General features: G+C 68.3%; 15 protein-coding genes. 11 read left to right on the top strand and 4 right to left on the bottom strand.

The genetic code is table 11. The annotated features are described in order from the left end of the window. Positions 1-95: 95 nt before the first annotated feature. Positions 96-1,868, bottom strand: a complete 1,773-nt coding sequence (locus G4Z16_RS13780) for a DNA/RNA helicase domain-containing protein (protein ID WP_246530837.1) — start codon at positions 1,866-1,868, stop codon at positions 96-98. Positions 1,869-2,072: 204 nt separating this feature from the next. Between G4Z16_RS13780 and G4Z16_RS13775 the strand changes: the two genes are divergently transcribed. Genes G4Z16_RS13775 through G4Z16_RS13765 form a run of 3 tightly spaced genes read left to right on the top strand, consistent with a single transcriptional unit; the run spans position 2,073 to position 3,746 of the window. Next, positions 2,073-2,435, top strand: a complete 363-nt coding sequence (locus tag G4Z16_RS13775) for a nucleotide pyrophosphohydrolase (RefSeq protein WP_197351066.1) — start codon at positions 2,073-2,075, stop codon at positions 2,433-2,435. Next, complete coding sequence (locus tag G4Z16_RS13770; protein WP_197351065.1) at positions 2,435-3,427, top strand: hypothetical protein; 993 nt, start codon at positions 2,435-2,437, stop codon at positions 3,425-3,427. The genes G4Z16_RS13775 and G4Z16_RS13770 overlap by 1 nt, the downstream gene beginning before the upstream one ends. Positions 3,428-3,485: 58 nt before the next feature. Continuing rightward, the gene (locus G4Z16_RS13765) at positions 3,486-3,746 is read left to right on the top strand and encodes a hypothetical protein (protein ID WP_197351064.1); all 261 of its coding nucleotides are present in this window, start codon (positions 3,486-3,488) and stop codon (positions 3,744-3,746) included. A gap of 72 nt (positions 3,747-3,818) precedes the next feature. On the opposite strand, the gene G4Z16_RS13760 is transcribed toward G4Z16_RS13765, so the two are convergent. Further along, the gene (locus G4Z16_RS13760) at positions 3,819-4,064 is read right to left on the bottom strand and encodes a hypothetical protein (protein WP_197351063.1); all 246 of its coding nucleotides are present in this window, start codon (positions 4,062-4,064) and stop codon (positions 3,819-3,821) included. 128 nt (positions 4,065-4,192) lie between these two features. On the opposite strand from G4Z16_RS13760, the gene G4Z16_RS13755 reads away from it, so the two are divergent. The 6 genes from G4Z16_RS13755 (at position 4,193) to G4Z16_RS13730 (ending at position 12,199) form a co-directional block, all read left to right on the top strand. Next, a complete protein-coding gene (locus G4Z16_RS13755) occupies positions 4,193-5,278 on the top strand; it encodes a hypothetical protein (protein WP_197351062.1) in 1,086 nt (361 codons plus the stop codon). A 1,076-nt stretch (positions 5,279-6,354) separates the two neighbouring features. After that, positions 6,355-7,911: an alpha/beta hydrolase gene (locus tag G4Z16_RS13750; protein ID WP_197351061.1), complete on the top strand. Its 1,557-nt coding sequence runs from the start codon at positions 6,355-6,357 to the stop codon at positions 7,909-7,911. A gap of 98 nt (positions 7,912-8,009) precedes the next feature. Then, complete coding sequence (locus G4Z16_RS13745) at positions 8,010-9,266, top strand: sensor histidine kinase (RefSeq protein ID WP_197351060.1); 1,257 nt, start codon at positions 8,010-8,012, stop codon at positions 9,264-9,266. A gap of 10 nt (positions 9,267-9,276) precedes the next feature. Next, a complete protein-coding gene (locus G4Z16_RS13740) occupies positions 9,277-9,924 on the top strand; it encodes a response regulator (RefSeq protein ID WP_197351059.1) in 648 nt (215 codons plus the stop codon). 167 nt (positions 9,925-10,091) lie between these two features. Beyond that, positions 10,092-10,892, top strand: coding sequence for an ABC transporter ATP-binding protein (locus G4Z16_RS13735; protein ID WP_197351058.1), 801 nt, complete (start codon positions 10,092-10,094; stop codon positions 10,890-10,892). Further along, positions 10,889-12,199 (top strand): ABC transporter permease, encoded by a 1,311-nt coding sequence (locus G4Z16_RS13730; protein WP_197351057.1) that lies wholly within the window; start codon positions 10,889-10,891, stop codon positions 12,197-12,199. Before G4Z16_RS13735 ends, G4Z16_RS13730 begins: the two co-directional genes overlap by 4 nt. A gap of 187 nt (positions 12,200-12,386) precedes the next feature. Here the strand turns inward: G4Z16_RS13730 and G4Z16_RS13725 are convergent, their stop codons facing one another. Then, on the bottom strand, positions 12,387-13,190 hold the full coding sequence (locus tag G4Z16_RS13725) for an SDR family NAD(P)-dependent oxidoreductase (protein ID WP_197351056.1): 804 nt from the start codon (positions 13,188-13,190) through the stop codon (positions 12,387-12,389). 86 nt (positions 13,191-13,276) lie between these two features. On the opposite strand from G4Z16_RS13725, the gene G4Z16_RS13720 reads away from it, so the two are divergent. Next, positions 13,277-14,128 carry a helix-turn-helix transcriptional regulator gene (locus tag G4Z16_RS13720; RefSeq protein ID WP_197351055.1) on the top strand — a complete coding sequence of 284 codons (852 nt, stop codon included), beginning with the start codon at positions 13,277-13,279 and terminating at the stop codon, positions 14,126-14,128. 141 nt (positions 14,129-14,269) lie between these two features. Here G4Z16_RS13720 and G4Z16_RS13715 read toward each other — a convergent pair whose 3' ends face one another. Next, positions 14,270-15,220 (bottom strand): helix-turn-helix transcriptional regulator, encoded by a 951-nt coding sequence (locus G4Z16_RS13715; protein WP_246530836.1) that lies wholly within the window; start codon positions 15,218-15,220, stop codon positions 14,270-14,272. 62 nt (positions 15,221-15,282) lie between these two features. On the opposite strand from G4Z16_RS13715, the gene G4Z16_RS32930 reads away from it, so the two are divergent. Further along, a complete protein-coding gene (locus G4Z16_RS32930; protein ID WP_197351053.1) occupies positions 15,283-17,538 on the top strand; it encodes an ATP-binding cassette domain-containing protein in 2,256 nt (751 codons plus the stop codon). Positions 17,539-17,747: the final 209 nt, after the last annotated feature.

Below are 17,747 nucleotides of genomic sequence, written 5' to 3'. Positions count from 1 at the left end.
TCTACCCCGTAGACCCAAGGTCATGACGTCAGACGGCGCGCGTGGGTGCCCACCTGGCGCGCTGCTGTGAGCAGTGAGATTGCCTTGGCAATCCGCTAGAGGGAGTGCAGTGGCAGGACTTCCTCCAGGTAGCTCTGCGTCGCGCGGTCGGTGGAGTAGAGACGGGTGCCTTTGGTGCCTCTTGTTGAGAGGACGCGGTAGCTGTTGAGGGCGTATTGCAGGTAGCGGGGCGGGGGAAGTTCCTTCAGAGCGGGGTCGTGGCTGGCTTGGGGCCTCGCTTCCCAGCGACCGTTGTGACGGATGAGGTCGTCTCCGATGATGACGACGTTGTAGGCGTACTCCATACCTTGCGCGGTGTAGATGCAGCCGACCTGATCGTGCCCACCCTTGTCTGTGGCCCAGAAGGGGCGAGCCGGAACGTCTGCACTGTCGAGGCCCGTCTCGTCGGCTCGCGAGTTCCAAGGGCGTTCCCATACGCGTCGGCCCTCGGGGCTGTCAAACGCGATCCGGACTTCCCGGCGGAGCGGAGGGGTGGGTGGGGAGTCCCAAGGCCAGCAGAAGCCAGCAGCGATGCGTGCTGTGTGTCCGGCGCTTTGGTGGCGTTCAACCCATTCGGTGAAATGTTCGGGGTCGCTTGCGATGGCGAGATCGTAGTCCGCTCCTGCCCAAGGTGAAACCGTGCCGTGGGGCTGGAGGAGTTGGTCGATCCACTGGTGGTAGGCGGTGGATCCGTTGCATCGGAACTGGGTGGTCAGGTCGATGTGCCGGAAGGTGCGGTCGTTGTCGTGAGCGTGCTGCGCGAGTTGGGCGAGTGTGATGCCCTCGGTCGGCCGGACGATCTGGCGTTCGTCGAGGAACAGGACGCTCACTGCGGCCCGGTCCATGAGCTTTCCCAAGGTGGTCGGGAACTTGTTGCGTTGGTGGTCGGGGTAGGTGCGGGCACGGTGAGCCTCATCGAGGAGGATCACGCTGTTCGACGTCACGCTGGTGGGGACCTTGTCGAGGAACGTGGTGATGAGACCACGTGACTCGTCTCCGACCGTCCGCTTCAGCTGTCGCGTGAGGGTGCCGGACGGGGAGAGGAGTCGCGGATTGGCGTTGTGGCGGCTGCACAGATCGCCCAGGAGCCTGCATGCGATGACGGTCTTCCCCGTGCCCGGTCCGCCGGTCACGACGATGGTGCTCTTGCGGCCTCTCCGTTGGGCATCGGTGACGGCATGCCAGACCTCTTGGCGGGCGAGGTCCTGGTCTCCGACGAGGGCCAAGGCGTCGTTGCCTTCGATAACCCTGCCGGCCCGTGCGAGCAGTCCGGGTGACGGCTGGTGCTCCGTGGCCAGGAAGGCCGTGACGTCTTCGGGTGCGGGAGGCTGCAGGTCGGTGCATGCCAGCCGCTCGGCGAGCAGTTCCGGAGCGGTGCCTGCGTCGAGATCGTCGCGTCCCAGGACGGGGAAGTCGGCTGACGGGCCATGCGCGGAGAGTTCACGTAGCTTCTTGACCAGATCTGCTGGGGCGTCGTGGAGGACCGCGACGCCGCGGACGCTCAGTTCGAGTTCGTCAGTGGACACCCAGTCCTGCAGGTAGCGCGCGTATCCGCCGACCTGCCGGGCAGGGTGCTGGACGGTGCGCTCCCCAATCCCGATCAGCCCACGACGTGCTGAATCGATGCGGGCGTGAGTCCACTGCTTCAGCTCGATGACAACTACACACAGGCGACCGTCTGGCAATTTCCCGATGACAAGAGCATCGATACGCTCGCCCGTAGCGGGAAGGGCGTACTCCAACAGCACGTAAAGCGGAGCCAGTTGGGCACGGCACAGGGCCTTCAGCAGAGCGGGCCAGCTGCGACGCCAGCTGCGTACTTCCTCCACGCTGGGGGGCGTTCCGAAGGATCGTGTGAAGCGCTGTTCGCAAGCCGTGATGAAATCCGGGTGAGTCACGTGCCGAGCCGTTTCGTCAACCGATCCCGCGTGAAGGTGCATGGTCCCAATCCATACCAGCCACGGATGACAACCCGCCTGTGTGGAGGGTGAGTTGGGCTCGTGCTGTCTGCACTGTCTGATACTGCTGAAGGCATGACGATCAGAGCACTTGAGCAAGCGCTGGCCGACTTCGCGGCCGAACGCGATTGGGAGCAGTTCCACACTCCGAAGAACCTGGCGATGGCGCTAGCAGGGGAGTGCGGTGAGCTCCTCGAGCTCTTCCAGTGGCTCACGCCTGATCAGTCAACCCACGTGATGGACGACCCACGCCAGGCCCAGCGCGTACGGGAGGAGATGGCGGATGTCTTTGCCTACCTGCTGAGGATGGCCGACGTCCTCGAACTCGACCTGGAGCAGGCAGTCGTAGAGAAGATCGAGAGCAACCGCAACAAGTACCCAGTGCACCTGGCACGTGGACGGGCCGACAAGTACACAAACCTGGGGGAAGAAGACTGATGCGCATCGTGATGCAGCCGGCACGTCGGTCCGACAAAGTCGTCAACCAGCACTACCTGGACACGATCGCCAACCCCGTCGTCTTCGACGAACACGCCGACCTGTTGGAGCCTGGGGTCATGGACGAGCTCAAGCAGCTCTTCCCCGACGGCTCCGCCGAAATGTGGGGCGTTGTGCCCGGCAAGGGGGGCGCCAACCTTCCTCGCATCAACAAGATGAGTCCAGGCCAATGGGTCTTCTTCACCGGCGACAAGAAGCTCTACTTCGGCGGCACGATCGCCCTGATGTGGCACAACAAGGCCTTGGCCGAGAGGCTGTGGGACACAGACGCAGCAGGTAGTACGTGGGAGTACATGTACGCCCTCTCCGGGACCCGCGGCTTCGACATACCAATCAGTGAAGTCCGCCAGCTCCTGGGCTGGAACGCCAATCGCAACATCATGGGCATCACCGTCCTCAACGAAGACGAAAGCGACACCCTTCAGACCCTCCTCACCCTCGATCCAGCCACCGCCGCTACCTCCCCGCTTACCGCGCAGGACGAGCGAGCAGCCGTCAACGCGTTCGACGGCGACCTGGAACGCAAGGCACAGCGCGCCCAGCGAGGAGAGCAAGCAGCACTCAAACGCCGCCTGCTGCCCGGAAGCACCGGAGAATGCGCCCTGTGCGGACGAGAACTACCTGCAACTTTCCTCATCGGCGCCCACATCAAGAAGCGCGCGATGTGCACCGACGACGAGAAGCGTGACCTGGCCAACATCGCCATGCTCGCTTGCACCTTCGGATGCGACGCGCTTTACGAACACGGCTACGTAGCCATCGCGCCAGGAGGCACCATCCAGGTGAGCCCTTTGGCCTACGACCTCCCTGGCGTCGCCACACATATCCAGGAGAGGCTCGCCGACCGCACCGTCACCTGGTGGAACGAAGACCGAGAGCCCTACTACCAATGGCACCGCACGCACACCTTCAAGACGACGCCGATGCACTGAATGGTGGGACCGCGAGAGGCTGGGCCGCGTTGGGGAGCAGGCCGGAACCCATGTGCGCGTGCTGCGTCCTGACCTCACCTACTGGGTGGACAACGTGAACAAGGGACTGCGGACGGTGGACCAGGGGACCTGGGAGTGGTCCAACCCGAAGATCGACAAGCCGTCGTTCTTCCCCACGGTGGCGATGCCTCAACTGATCGGTCCCTCAACCGCCTCCAGGATCACCTTGCCAGAAAGGGACGCATACCACCGGTCCCTGACGGCCACTCCGCCACCTTGCGCTGGCGGGCAGCTGGCGCGACGGTTGGGCCTCGCGTGAGCTGGCGTTTTTTCATGCGTGGTGGGCGATACTTGTCCAGTTTCCCTGGGGGGCGTGCCGTAGGGCTCGCACTCACCGAGGGGACACAGCCGTAGGCGGGTTCGTCGTCGGCGAGGCAGGAGCCTTCGGCTGTCCGAAGCCGGGGGTGAGCAGTAGCGCGAGGAGCGTCGCGACGGTGGCCCCTGAGGTAATCGACGCCACCACGTCCCCGCGGCCGACGGCGCCGTGCGCCCGCGCGGTGTACTTGAAGACCGAGATGCCCACGGTGATGCCCACGACGATGAGCAGGACCGACAGCGGCGCGATCTGGATGGTCACGAAGATCTCCTTGGCTTGTCCCGCCGAAACACGGCGGCTCTGTCTGTGCCGGGCGGCACGACGTCATGTCACCAAGGGGGCTATGGGAGGGGCGATCCCGAGACTTCGCGAGGTTCTACGCTCTGCCCATGGCGAGGACCACGAGCACGGCGATGCGCGAGCTGATGGAGCTGTCTGGGGCGTCTCAGGCGCAGATTGAGCGGTGGCAGAAGCGAGGCTTCCTGCCGAGACTTCCCAGGCTGTACACCGGGGGCGGAGGTAGCGAGTCGGCACTCAGCGAAGAGACCGTCGAGCGGGCGCGGCTGCTGGCAGACCATGCGCGGCAAGGCGCCTTGACGATGGGCCCGATCTCGTTGATCGCCACTCTGTCCGAACCGGATGTCGCTCTCCTGCGGGAAGCGGTCATCGAGAACCTTACGCAGCTGCGCCACCGCGTAGGCATGGACGTCCAAGTCTGCTCGCCGCAGGAAGCGGCGATCGCCCGGCAGAGTGCTGCCGATCGGAAGGCAAAGCGCCAGGGCCGTACCCAGCGCCTGAAGAACATCGCAACGGGCCCGGTCAAGGAGGGATCAGCGCTTGAGTTTGTCGAACTGCTGACGCTGTTCAACCGGGACACGGATGAGGAGATCGACGCTGGCGACCTGGAGGCTGCGGTCGATTTGGTGGTCGCCCGTGTCAAGGAGAACCTATCCCGCCTGATCGGTGTCCCCGTCGATCTTCTGCCGCCTGAGATGGAGGCGGGCCTCAGAGCCGATGCCCGCCGACAGCTGCTTGGCGCCCCGACGTTGCGTGACCAGTGCGACCTGGTCCGATCCGTGCCTGAAGGCTTACTGATTAGGGCATGCCGCCTTGTCCCGATGGTCCGGCGGATTCAGATCGCGGCGGTGGAGTCCGCGAGGCTGGCTCACGCAGTGCGTACCGGCACGCTGGCGGCGAAAAGGCTCGGCGCGTGGCAGGACTTCCCGATGCCGTACGCCAACGTGGAGCGCATGGAGGCGCACCCGATGTGGGAGCGGTGGGGGAGCAAGGTGATCGAGGCCGGAGCGGTGCGCGACAGCGGCGACGGTCCGCGCATCGTGGTGTGCCTGGAGAACCCGGGCACCTTGGACGAGCTGGAAACTTACGCTGACTTCCTGGTGGCATTGATGCCGGCGCAGGCCTTCCACCGCCTGGCGTTCCATCGCCCCGGGCCCGGAAGCCGGACAGTCCAGTGAGTCCTGTTTTATGAATGGTTGCTCCTGAAACACCCTCATGGAACGCTCCTCGCCAAGGTGCTCAGCGTGCCGACCCCGCCGTACGCTAGCCGGGATCGTGTTCACCGTACTCGCGGCCATGTCTAGGCTGGAGCGCGAGTACATCCGCGACCGCACCCTCGAAGGCCACGAGTTCGACCACTAGCGTGGCAAGACTATCGGTGACGCTGAGTGATGAAGATGCCGACCAGCTCGACCGCTGCCCTCCGCCCGGCCCTGCTAATGATTTGCTAACCCGGCGTCCGCACACCCTGCGAATCAGGTCCACAGATCCAGCGTCTGAGGCCCACTCCGGCGACAACCACGAGGTCAGCGACGTACGCGAGATCCGTCGCCTCGCTCGTAATGCGTAGGTCGGGGGTTCGACTCCCCCAGGCGGCTCCAACAGCATCCACGATGAGCCGTATCCGCCGTGACCTGGTCGTTTCGGCGACCGTCAGTGCTCTGCGAACGCACCGCCGGGCTGGCGGTGCCTCGTGAGGGGACTGGCGAAGCACACGAGGAGCCGGAAACACGGCGCTGTTCTGGACATGTGGGTGCGCACTGGTCGCCGCAGCTGTGGCTGCTTATGCCTCCGACGAACGCCAGCGGGGCTTGCCCTGCACGGCGACGCTGATCCAACGAACTGCTGCACGCGGCGTGATGCGGGCTGTGCGCGTCGACCTGATGGACAGGGCGGGCCCGGCAGCAGACTGAGCACCCGGCGAACCTCCATCAAGCAGTCGGATCTTGGTCGGTCTTCTGTCCTGCAGGGACTCAATTTCTGTGTCCGGCACTCACCTGAGCCACCATCAGAGCAAGGGTGAGATCGGCCCGAACCAACCACCACCGTCTCGGCAATGCGGGGGCTGGCCCCACCCGGCGATTCCGGGTAGCCGTAGCCAGTCGGGTGGACAGCCCTGTCGTGGCGGCGCCGATGTGATCCGTACGGTTCCGAGGTGCCAACCGGGAATCGCCCGGCCGGCGTGACCGTAGGGGGAGCATTGATGCGAGGGCGAAAGCGGGTCTTGGCCGGGGCGGCGGCGACAGCCGTATTGGTGGTCGCAGGAAGTGCGTCCGGTGCGCAGTTGGCGATGGGGGACCAGGCGGATGACGCGCTGGACCAGTTCGAGCAGCAGAAGATCGACTGGCACCGGTGCAAGTCCGGTGGCAAGGACGAGATCGGCAAGCAGCTGGAGAAGGTGAAGGCGAAGTGCGCGGAGATCACCGTGCCGCTGAACTACCGCAAACCGCAAGGCCGTACGGTCAAGGTGTCCATCGCCCGGCGCGCGGCCACCGACAAGGCCCACAAGCTGGGCACCCTGGTGATCAACACCGGTGGTCCGGGCGAGTCCAAGAGCGGGATCAACTGGGTGGTCGGAGGTTTCCCGCCGTACATTCCCAAGGGTTCGCCGAAGGTCGCTTCCCGCTACGACCTGGTGTCCCTGGACCCGCGGTTCATGGCATCCAGCCGGGGCACCGTGCTGGAATGCGGCTGGACCAACCGGATCACCAACACCTCCACGTTCGTCGGCCCGGACCGGCGCAGCTTCAAGCGCAGCGTCGCGCTCAACAAGGACATGGCCGCGCGCTGCGCCAAGCACCAGAAGGTGCTGCCGCACCTCTCCACGCGCAACATCGCCCGGGACATGGACGTGGTCCGGGCCGCGCTGGGTGAGAAGAAGCTCTCCTATCTGGGCTGGTCCTACGGCGGCTACCTGGGCGCCGTCTACAGCCAGATGTTCCCCGGCCGCCTGGGGCGGACCGTGCTGGACAGCTCCCCCGACCCCCACACCTGGGGGCCGGCCTCCGACAGGGAGAACGCTCCGGTCCAGGCCAAGGAGTTGCGTAAGTGGGCGGCCTGGGCGTCTCGTTACGACGACCGATACCACCTGGGCACCACCACCGCCCGGGTCCTGGCCACCTTCGACCACTATCGGCAGGTGGCCGACAAGGACCGCACGCTGCGCATCGGCCGTCACCGCATCAACGCCAACAACCTCCGGAGCCTCGGCATCGGCCCGGACCCCGATGACCCGACGTCCTACAAGCGGGCGACGTCCCTCCTGAAGATGTTCCTCGACGCCGCCCGCGGGAAGGAGGTCAAGCCAACGAAGGAGCAGGACCAGTTCCTGGCCCAGACCCTGTCCAACGAGGTGGCCACGGAGGCAAGCGCCAGCGCGGCCACGTTGTGCGCGGACCGGGCGGTCTCCCGTGACCCGGAGACCAACTACCGCGACATCCAGGCCCACTACGCGGACGACGGGTTCTACGGACCGCCCAACCGCAACGTCACCCCGTGCACCTTCTGGCCGGCCGGCCCGGCGGAGCCGTCCACCAAGGTCCACAACAACGTGCCCGCCCTGGTCGTCGGCTCGACCGAGGATTCGACCACGCCCTATTCCGGCCAGTTGGCCATGCACCGCGCGCTGACCGGCTCCCGGATGGTCACACAGAAGGGCAGCGGCGGCCACGTCACGTACCTCGCCTACCACGGCGCCCCCTGCGTCGACACCACCGTCGACCGCTACCTCCTCGGAGGCGACCTGCCCGCCAAGGACATCACCTGCACCAAGGACAAGCCCTCCACCCATAAGAAGGCCGAGGGGAACTGACCGCCGTTCACGGGGACGGTTCGGGTTCCGCTTGAATCCGTTCACGTGAGCGTGCCGCACACTTGGTCAGTGCCGGTGAAAGAAGGAGGCCGACAGCCGTGCACATCGCCCGCTGGTCACCGCTGAACCAGCGGGCCCTGAGGGAGCTCGGCTATGTGCTGGTGGCGCTTCCGATCGCCGTGCTGGGCTTCGTGTACGCGTACATCGCGACCTCTGTAGGCGTCCTCCTGAGCCTCACCCTCATCGGCCTGCCGTGGCTCGTCATCGTATTGAGAGGGGCCCGGGGGCTGGGAAGCCTTCACCGGGGACTGGTCCGCCTGCTCGGCGTCGCGGTAACGACCCCCGAGCGCGTACGGCGGGCGCCAGGAGTCCTCGGGTGGATCCGGTCAGGGCTGAGTGACGCTGTCGGCTGGCGGACGTTGGCGTACCTGTTCCTGAAGGGCCCCCTCGGCGTGGCCGAGGCCGTGGTTGTGCTGCTGACATGGGGAAGCGGCATCGCGCATCTGTGCTATCCGCTGTGGTGGCAAGCCCTATGGCCGTCGAGCTTGTCCATCCCGACACCGAACGGCGACTTCCACTTCGACACCTGGCCTCGCGCGTTCCTCGCATCCGCCCTGGGGGCGGTGCTCCTGCTGGCAGCGCCGTGGGTGCTCCGTGCCTTGCTCCTCGTGGACACGGCCCTGCTGCGGTATCTCCTCGGCCCGACCGCTTCCGCGCGGCGCATCCAGCATCTGGAGGAGACCCGGGCGCACGCCGTGGAGGATTCGGCCCAACGGCTCCGCAGGATCGAGCAGGACCTGCACGACGGCGCCCAGGTCCGTCTCGTCACGCTGGCCATGCACTTGAGCGCGGCCAAGGACAGACTCGCCGTACTGCCCACGGCCGATCCGGCGCTGAGTGGGCTCATCAGCGGGGCCCATCAGAACGCCAAGGACGCGCTCGTCGAGCTTCGCAGCCTCGTGCGCGGCATCCACCCCCCGATCCTGGACAAGGGCCTCGACGCGGCGCTGGCCACGCTCGCCGCGTCCGGCTCCGTGCCCGTACGCCTGCGGGTGACGCTCCCGGAGCGGTCCTCGCCCGCGATCGAGAGCATTGCCTACTTCTGTACGGCCGAGCTGCTGGCCAACGTGGCGAAACACAGCCAGGCACGGCAGGCCGCCGTGACGGTGACCGAGGAGGACGGGCTTCTCCGGATCGTGGTCCGCGACGACGGCGCCGGGGGCGGCCGCATTTTGGAGGGCGGCGGCCTGGCCGGCCTGGCCGAGCGCCTGGGCACGGTCGACGGGCGACTGGTGATCGACAGCCCTCACGGAGGACCTACGGTGGTGACCGTCGAACTCCCTCTATACGTGTGAGCCGCATACGATGCGCATCGTTATCGCCGAAGACGCCGTCATCCTGCGAGACGGCCTCGCCCAGCTGCTCGACGCGTACGGCCACGACGTCGTCGCGACGGTGGGTGACGGCGACGCGTTGCGCGAGGCCGTGGACGAGCACCAGCCCGATATCGCCGTGGCCGACATCCGCATGCCGCCCACCTTCACCGACGAGGGCCTCAAGGCCGCCATCGCACTGCGCCGGGACCATCCGGGGCTCGGGGTCCTGGTCTTCTCGCAGTACATCGAGACGAGGTACGCCGCACGGATGCTCGCCGAAGGCGCGGGCGGGGTCGGCTACCTGCTCAAGGACCGGGTCGCCGACTTCGGCGAGTTCATCGACGCCCTCGCCCGGATCGCCTCCGGCGAGACCGTCCTCGATCCGGAGGTCGTCACCCAGCTCCTGGCCGCCGAACGCCGGGGGTCGGACACGCTGGACAGCCTCACGGAGCGGGAGCGCAAGGTCCTGGAACTCATGGCCGAGGGCCGCACCAACTCCGTGATCGCCAAGTCCCTTTTCCTTGGCGAGAGTTCGATCGAAAAGCACGTCTCCAGCATCTTCACCAAACTCGGCCTCCCGCCATCCGCGGACGACCACCGCCGCGTCCTCGCCGTCCTGCGCTACCTCGGCGTCTGAACGCGCAGAGTCGGGGGTGTTCGTGACGGCCATGCCGTCCTGACGTCGCCCGCGTCAGGGGCAGGCGGCCACCGGGGTGTTCGCCAACTGCTTTCCGGTTATCCGGAAGCCGGATGGGTGGCTTCCCCCGTGGTGGCGGGTGGGCTCCGACCACGACGCTGCTGCACATGGACGGAATCGAGCCGGCAGTCACGTCGGCAGTCACCTTGACCGGAGTGCACAAGAGGTTCGGACGCGGCAAGAACGCCACGCATGCCCTTCGAGGCGTGAACGCGGCGATCGCGAAAGGATCCTTCACCGCGGTGATGGGGCCCTCCGGATCGGGCAAGAGCTCGCTCCTGCAGTGCGCCGCCGGGCTCGACCGGCCGTCCTCGGGCTCGGTGAAGCTGGGCGACCTCGAGCTGAGCCGCATGATGGAGCGGCGGCTCACGACGATACGGCGGGAACGCATCGGCTTCGTGTTCCAGGCGTACAACATCCTGACCGCTCTGACCGTCGAGCAGAACGTCCTGATGCCGCTGCGGCTCGCCGGGGCTGAGCTCGACCGGGAACGGGTTGTGGAGGTGCTGACCCTCGTCGGTATGGAGCGGCACGTCAAAGCCCGGGCCGGCCGGCTGTCCGGAGGCGAGCAGCAGCGGGTGGCGATCGCCCGGTCACTGATCAACAACCCGGAGGTGGTGTTCGCCGACGAACCGACCGGAGCGCTGGACCCCTCTGCCGCAGCCGACGTTCTGGCGTTGCTGCGCTCTCTGGTCGATGAGCGTTCCGTGACCGTCGTCATGGTCACGCACGAGCCCGGTGCCGCGGCGTGGGCGGACCGGGTCGTCATCCTCGCGAGCGGCGAGATCGCCCACGACACCACCGACACCGACCCGCAGCGGATCCGCGAGCGGATATTCGAGGCGAGCAGACGCACGGTGCCCGTGCCGGTTCCGCCGTCGAAGACGCACCAGGGGAGCCGGGCATGACCGCGGGTATCGCTCGAGCCTCGTTGAGGTCCCGGCCCGCTGCCTTCGCGGGAACCTTCGTCGCGTTGCTGTTCGCCTCCACCGTGGTGAGCACCTCCGTCATGCTGCTGAACAGTGCGACCAACGATGACCTCGAGGCAATAGCCATCGTCATGCTGATGATCTCGATCTACCTGGCGATCTTCGTAGTGGCCTCCACCATGAGCACAGCGGTGGTCCAGCAGCAGCGTGAGTTCGCGATGCTGCGGGCGGTGGGCGCGCGGCCCTGGCAGATCCGCCGGGCGGTCGCCCTCCAGGCGGTGACCGCCGCCCTGCCCGCCGCCGTGCTCGGCTTCGGTCTCGGCGGAGCCCTCGGATGGTGGGGCTTTCGCGGAATGATCGACAGCGGTGTGGTCTCGCCCAGCTCGACCTTCTCCTTCACCTGGGCCGCCCTTCCGGCCGCGCTCGGGGTCGCGGTGCTGACCTCGGCGGTCGCGGGGATCATCGCCTCGGTCCGGATGGCGGCGCTGCGCCCGGCCCGGGCGGTGGCAGAGTCCGCCAGTCCGCGCTGCGAACTCGGGCTGGTGCGTACCGCATTCGGGGTGCTCGCCGTGGCTGGTGGAATTGCGGCCTTGAGGATGACCGCAGAGCAGACGCCCGATCAGGCCACACAAAGCGCCATGCTCGTAATGATTCTCTTCTGCGCGGGTATCGGTCTGCTCGGTCCACGCATCATCGGGCCCGCCGCGGCGCTGGCCTCGGTGCTGCTGCGGCCGTTCGGACCGGCCGCCCAGGCCGCGATGCTCAATGTCCGCTCCCAGACCCGCAGGTATTCCGCAGCCGTGGTCCCGGTGGTGCTGGGTGTTGCTTTCGCCACGATGAAGATCGCAGTACATACGACGACCGAACACGTCAGGGGTGTCGCCCAGGATCCGTCCTGGGCGTGGCTGGACTACGCCGGAACTGGTCTCTACGCGGGCTTCGCCGCGATCGCGGCCTCCAACCTTCTGGCGGTGATCAGCCACGAGCGTCGCCGAGAACTCGCGCTGCTCCGGGTCGTCTCCGCCACTCCCGGCGACCTCCGGCGGATGGCCGCCTGGGAGGCCGTCCTGCTCGGGCTGACCTCACTGATCCTCGGCGGTGTCGTCGCCACACTGACGATCATCCCGATCCTGCGCAACACCCTGCACACCAGCGTGCCGTACCTGCCCGTCACCGCGGTCGTCGGCATCGTCGGCGCGACATTGGCGCTCACGCTGGTGTCGATCGGGCTGCCCGTACAGATGGCCCTTCGCAAGCGTCCCACCGAAACGATCAAGATGGCCTGAGCGTCTACGGTGCCCTGAGGCCATCCAGGGCGGCACCGCAGCGTAGAGACCGCCTCCGTGCGTGGAAGCCGTCGGAGCCGGCAAGGCAGCTCCCAGGTGAGAGGCCCCTTCCGAAGACGGGAGGGGCCGCGGCGCCCTCCCGCGTACGGGAGGGGCCACGGCGCCCGTGCGCAGCGCCCTTCCCGGATCAGGCCCGCGCGCCGCCGTCGACCCGGAGGACCGTGCCGGTCACGAAGGAGGAACGGTCACTGAGGAGCCACGCGGCGGCCTGGGCGACCTCTTCGGGATCGGCCGTGCGGCCCAGTGGCGTATGAGCCTTGAGCCGCTCGACGAGACCCGGGGAATCCGCTTCCCAGGTGCGGATCATGTCGGTCAGCGTGCCGCCGGGGGCGATCGCGTTGACGCGGATGCCTTCCGGCGCATAGGTGACGGCAGCCGACTCGGTAAGGCTGTTGACCGCCCGCTTCATGGCGGCGTAGGCGGGCAGCTCGGGGTTGCCCCTCAGGCTGCCGACGGAGGAGTTGTTGACGATGGCCCCCGTTCCGGCGGTGGCCCGGATGGCGGCGACCTCGGCGACCATGGCCAGCCAGACGCTCTTGAGGTTCACGGCGTAGATGCGGTCGAAGTCGTCCTCCGGCATCTGGTCCATCGGGCCGGGCCGCTGGATCGTCGCGCCGTTGTTGAAGGCGATGTCGAGCCGGCCGTACAGGTCGACGGCGCGGTCCACGGCGGCGCGCACTCCGGCTGTGCCGGCCAGATCGCACACCACGTGGTCCGCGATGCCGCCCGCTGCCCGGATCTCGTCTGTCACGGCCTCCAGCTGGGCCTCCGTACGGGCGGCCAGCAGGACGCGGGCGCCCTCTCGGGCGAAGAGCCGAGCCGCGGCGGCGCCGATGCCGCGCCCGGCACCCGTGATGAAGGCGACCTTGCCGGCCAGCAGCCCCAGGGCGGCAGGGGCGGCGGAGGTGCTGCCGGTGAGTGTGTTGTCCATGGCAGCGAGCGTGCGCCGGTCCGCGGAGCCGATCCAGGCACCGGCCGTACCTGGCTGGGCGGTCCGGGCTCCGCAACACTGGGCGTGTGGACCGACGAGAACTGGCGGACTTCCTGCGCAGCAGGCGCGAGCGGATCAGCCCCGCTGACGTGGGGCTGCCCGCCGGGCCGCGCCGCCGCACCCCTGGGTTGCGCCGTGAGGAGGTGGCGCAGCTGGCCTTCATATCCACGGAGTACTGCACGCGCCTGGAGCAGGCCCGCGGCCCGCGTCCGTCGCGCGAGGTGCTGGCCGGGCTGGCCCGGGCCCTGCGCCTGTCGGACGCCGAGCGGGACCATCTCCACCACCTCGCCGGTGCACCGCCGCTCCCGCCGACGGGGCCCTCGCGCGAGGTACGGCAGAGCATCCTCGACTTGCTGCAGCGGCTGCCGCGGGCGGCGGCGATCGTGACGTCCGCGTCCTTCGAGGTGCTCGCCTGGAACGGCCTCGCGGCAGCCCTGATGGAGGACTTCTCCGCCCTGCCGCGTCGCGACCGCAACCTCGTGCGCCGCGTCTTCCTCGGGCCGCACACGCGGGGGCAGCGGCTGTACGGGGTCTCGGACGCGGACGCCTTCGCCCGCACCTCGGCGCAGCGCCTTCGTGCCGCCGCCGCCCGCTACCCCGACGATCCGGACGTGGCCGAGCTGGTGGGTGAACTGCTCGCCGGGAGCGAAGAGTTCGTCCGGCTGTGGGAGTCCCACGACGTGTCCGCCGAACCGGCCCTGCGCAAGACGCTCCAGCACCCGCTGGTCGGTCCGGTCACCGTCAACTGCGATGCCCTCGCCATCACCGACCGCGACCAGCAGGTCGTGATCTACACCGCTGACCCAGGCTCGCCCTCCGAGGAGGCGCTGGCGCTGCTCTCGGTCACCGGCACTCAGCGCATGGACCTCACGCGCTGAGCCATGCCGTGCGGCACCCGGCGTCCCATGGGCCGGGCAGGTTGCAGGCGTGTCGATGAACTACGCGCTGGAGTCGGTGTTTCCGCGGTTCTGGAGCTGCCGGCCCGCGTGATGCCGCGAGTTGCGGGACGGTGGGGCGGGTCAGGCGCGTGTGAGGCGGGCGCCGAAGTCCCGGAAGGCCGTGCGGAATTCCTCGGGTTCCTCGACTGTGACGTCGGCGTCGAGGAAGGCGAGCGCCGGCAGCAGCCACTGCCAGGAATCCAGCATCAGCACGGCGCGGGTCCTGCCTCCCTCCGTCGCGGTGAGATCGACGTCCTGGCGGTAGAAGGCCTCCGCCACCGCTGTCACGGGGGCGTCGATGGTCAGCACCACGCGCTGCCGGTACCGGTTGATCCCCTCCCGCAGATAGGCGCCGGCGGTCTCGGCCGGAAGCGGGCGCGGCGAGAACGTGCGGCTGTGCACCCGCAGTTCGGCCACGCGGTCGAGGCGGAAGACGCGCCAGTCCTCCTTGTCCGTGTCCCAGCCCAGCAGGTACCAGCGCATGTGCAGGTGGATGTGGCGATGCGGCTCGACCTGGCGGGTGGTCGCCTCGCCGCTCGCCCCGACGTAGTGGATCGTCACGAGGTGCTGCCGAGCGATCGCCTCGGCGAGGGCGCTGACCGTCTTCGCGCTCGGACTGGGCGCGGGCGTCGGCATTGCCTCAAGGCTGTCCCGCAGCGCTGCCGCCCGGGGACGCAGCCGCTTGGGCAGATACTGGTCCACCTTGCCGTAGGCGCGGATCGCCGCCTCGTCGAGGCTTCCCTCGCTCGCGCTGCCGGTGGCGCCGAGCGCTGCCAGACCCAGGAGCGTGGCGATGGCCTCGTCGTCATCGAGCACCAGCGGTGGCATGGTCTGCCCGGCCGCGAGCTGGTAGTAGCCGCCCGGCCCGGGCTGCGTCTCGACCGGATACCCGTAGCCGCGCAGCCGGCCGATGTCGCGCCGGAGGGTGCGCGGGGGAACGTCCAGGCGGGCCGCAAGCTCCCCGCCCGAGAACCTCCTTCCGGACTGCAGCACGACCAGCAGCGCGAGGGTTCGTTGCATCACGTCGGCCACGACTGCAGTGTGCCGGAATTTGAGGCCAATTTCCGGCCACATCATGTCCTAGGGTCCCCGCCATGGCGCATCACAGCATCCGGATCCGCGAAGCCCGCACGCACAACCTTCGCCGGCTCGACATCGATGTGCCGCGCGCGCAGGTCGTGGTCTTCGTCGGGGTCTCGGGCTCCGGCAAGTCCTCGCTCGTCTTCGACACGATCGCCGCCGAGGCCAACTACCAGCTCAACGAGACCTATCCGCCCTTCACCCGCAACCGTCTGCCGAAGTGGGCCCGCCCCGAGGTCACCCACATCGACGGGCTCTCCCCGGTGGTGGTGATCGACCAACGTCGGCTGGGCGGCAATGCCCGCTCCACAGTGGGCACGATCACCGACATCTGGACGTACCTGCGTCTTCTGTTCTCCAGGGTGAGCACTCCGCACGTCGGCGAGGCCACGTGCTTCTCCTTCAACGAACCGGCCGGCATGTGCCCCACGTGCTCGGGCATCGGCGAGGTCGTGGCCAGCGCCGTGGACCGCTTCGTCGACCTGGACAAGTCGCTGAACGAGGGCGCCGTGCTGCTGCCCGGATTCGCACCCGGCGGCTACTGGTACTCCCACTTCGCCGACGTCGGGGTGTTCCCGCTCGACAGGCCGCTGCGCCACTGGAGCCGGAACGAGCGGGACGCGCTGCTGTACGGCGCCCGGGCTGCCGGAGCGTCGGCGAAGAGGCTTCCCAGGGAGTACCAGGGCGTGGTCGAGCGGTTCGAGCGCATCTACCTGCGCAGCTCCGACGACATGTCCGAGCGCAAGAAGAAGACGCTCACCGAGTTCACCCGCTCCGAGATGTGCCCGGACTGCCACGGGGACCGTCTGCACAAGGAGAGCCGGAGCGCCACGGTGCTGGGCCACACCATCGGCGAGATGGCCCGGATGGAGGTCAGCGAACTCGCGGAGCGGGTCAAGGGGGTGACCGAGGCGAGCGTGGCGCCGGTCGTGTCCGCGCTGACCGACCGGTTGCAGGCGATGGTCGCCATCGGGCTCGGATACCTCCACCTCGGCCGCAGCACCACGACGCTCTCCGGCGGCGAGTCGCAGCGGATCAAGACCCTCCGCCACCTGGGCAGCAGCCTCACGGAGATGATCTACGTCTTCGACGAGCCCACGGTCGGGCTCCACCCCCACGACGTCGCCTCCATGACCGACCTGCTGGGCCGGCTGCGCGACAAGGGCAACTGCGTCCTGGTCGTCGAGCACGACCCCGCTGTCATGGCCGTCGCGGACCAGGTCATCGAGGTCGGGCCGGGGGCGGGCGAGCAGGGCGGCACCCTTGTCTACCAGGGCTCGTTCGAAGGACTGTGCCGGGCCGGGACCGCCACCGCTGCCGCACTGAGGCAGCACCGGCGCGTCAAGGAGGACCCGCGAACGCCTCGTGGGCAGATCACCGTGGCCGGCGCCACGCGCAACAACCTCAAGAACGTGACCGCGGACATCCCCACGGGCGTGATGACCGTGTTCACCGGCGTGGCCGGCTCCGGGAAGAGCAGCCTGGCGGGCGAACTGATCGACCAGCACGACGCCGTCGTCATCGACCAGAGGCCGGTCAGCGCCAACCGCCGCTCGACGCCGATCACTTACACAGGGATCACCGCTCCCCTCCGCAAGCTCTTCGCCCGCCACCACGGCGTCGCGGCCGGCCTGTTCAGCGCCAACTCCGACGGCGCCTGCCCCGGCTGCCAGGGCCTCGGGACCATCTGCACCGACCTCGCGTTCATGGAGGATCAGGAAACGGTCTGCGACACCTGCCAGGGCCGCCGCTTCAGGCCCGAGGTTCTCAGGTACACCGTCGACGGTATGTCCATCGCCGACATCGACGACCTCACGATCAGCGAGGCCATCCATCGGCTCCCGGACCGCGCGATCGTCAGGGCCGTGCGACACCTCGACGAGGTCGGGCTGGGATATCTCCGCCTCGGCCAGCCGCTGACGACCCTCTCCGGAGGCGAGTGCCAGCGCGTGAAGATCGCCAAGGCCCTTCGCGACTCGACCGCTCCGGCCCTCTACATCCTCGACGAGCCCACCACCGGCCTGCACATGCAGGACATCGACACTCTGCTGGGCCTCCTCGACGGCCTGGTCGACCATGGGCACACGGTCGTACTGATCGAGCACAACCTCGACGTCATCCGGCGAGCGGACTGGATGCTCGAGCTGGGCCCCGGGCCCGGCAAGCACGGCGGTCGGCTCCTCTACCAAGGCCCCGTCGCCGGGGTCACCGGCACGGCCACCGCCGAGGCGCTGCACCAGGACGGCACGGGGGACCGGGCCGGCCGCTGACACCTCCGCAGTGGTCCGCAGCCCGATGCCCGGCGGCCGGAGCACCTCCTCCGTCACCGCGGCCGCGCGCCGCCGGAGGCCGGTGGCTCCCGGCATCCGCGAGGCCCCACGGCAAGCCCGGCGGGGGACGTCGACGATCCCGCGGCACGGCTCGCCCGCCGGGCAGCGGGGGCGGTCGTCGCGGCGCGGACCTGCCCGTTCCTCTTCTC

It is taken from the genome of Streptomyces bathyalis (genome assembly GCF_015910445.1).
In the GTDB taxonomy this organism is placed as follows: Bacteria; Actinomycetota; Actinomycetes; order Streptomycetales; family Streptomycetaceae; genus Streptomyces; species Streptomyces bathyalis.
This window is presented reverse-complemented; position numbering and strand designations above follow the sequence as displayed.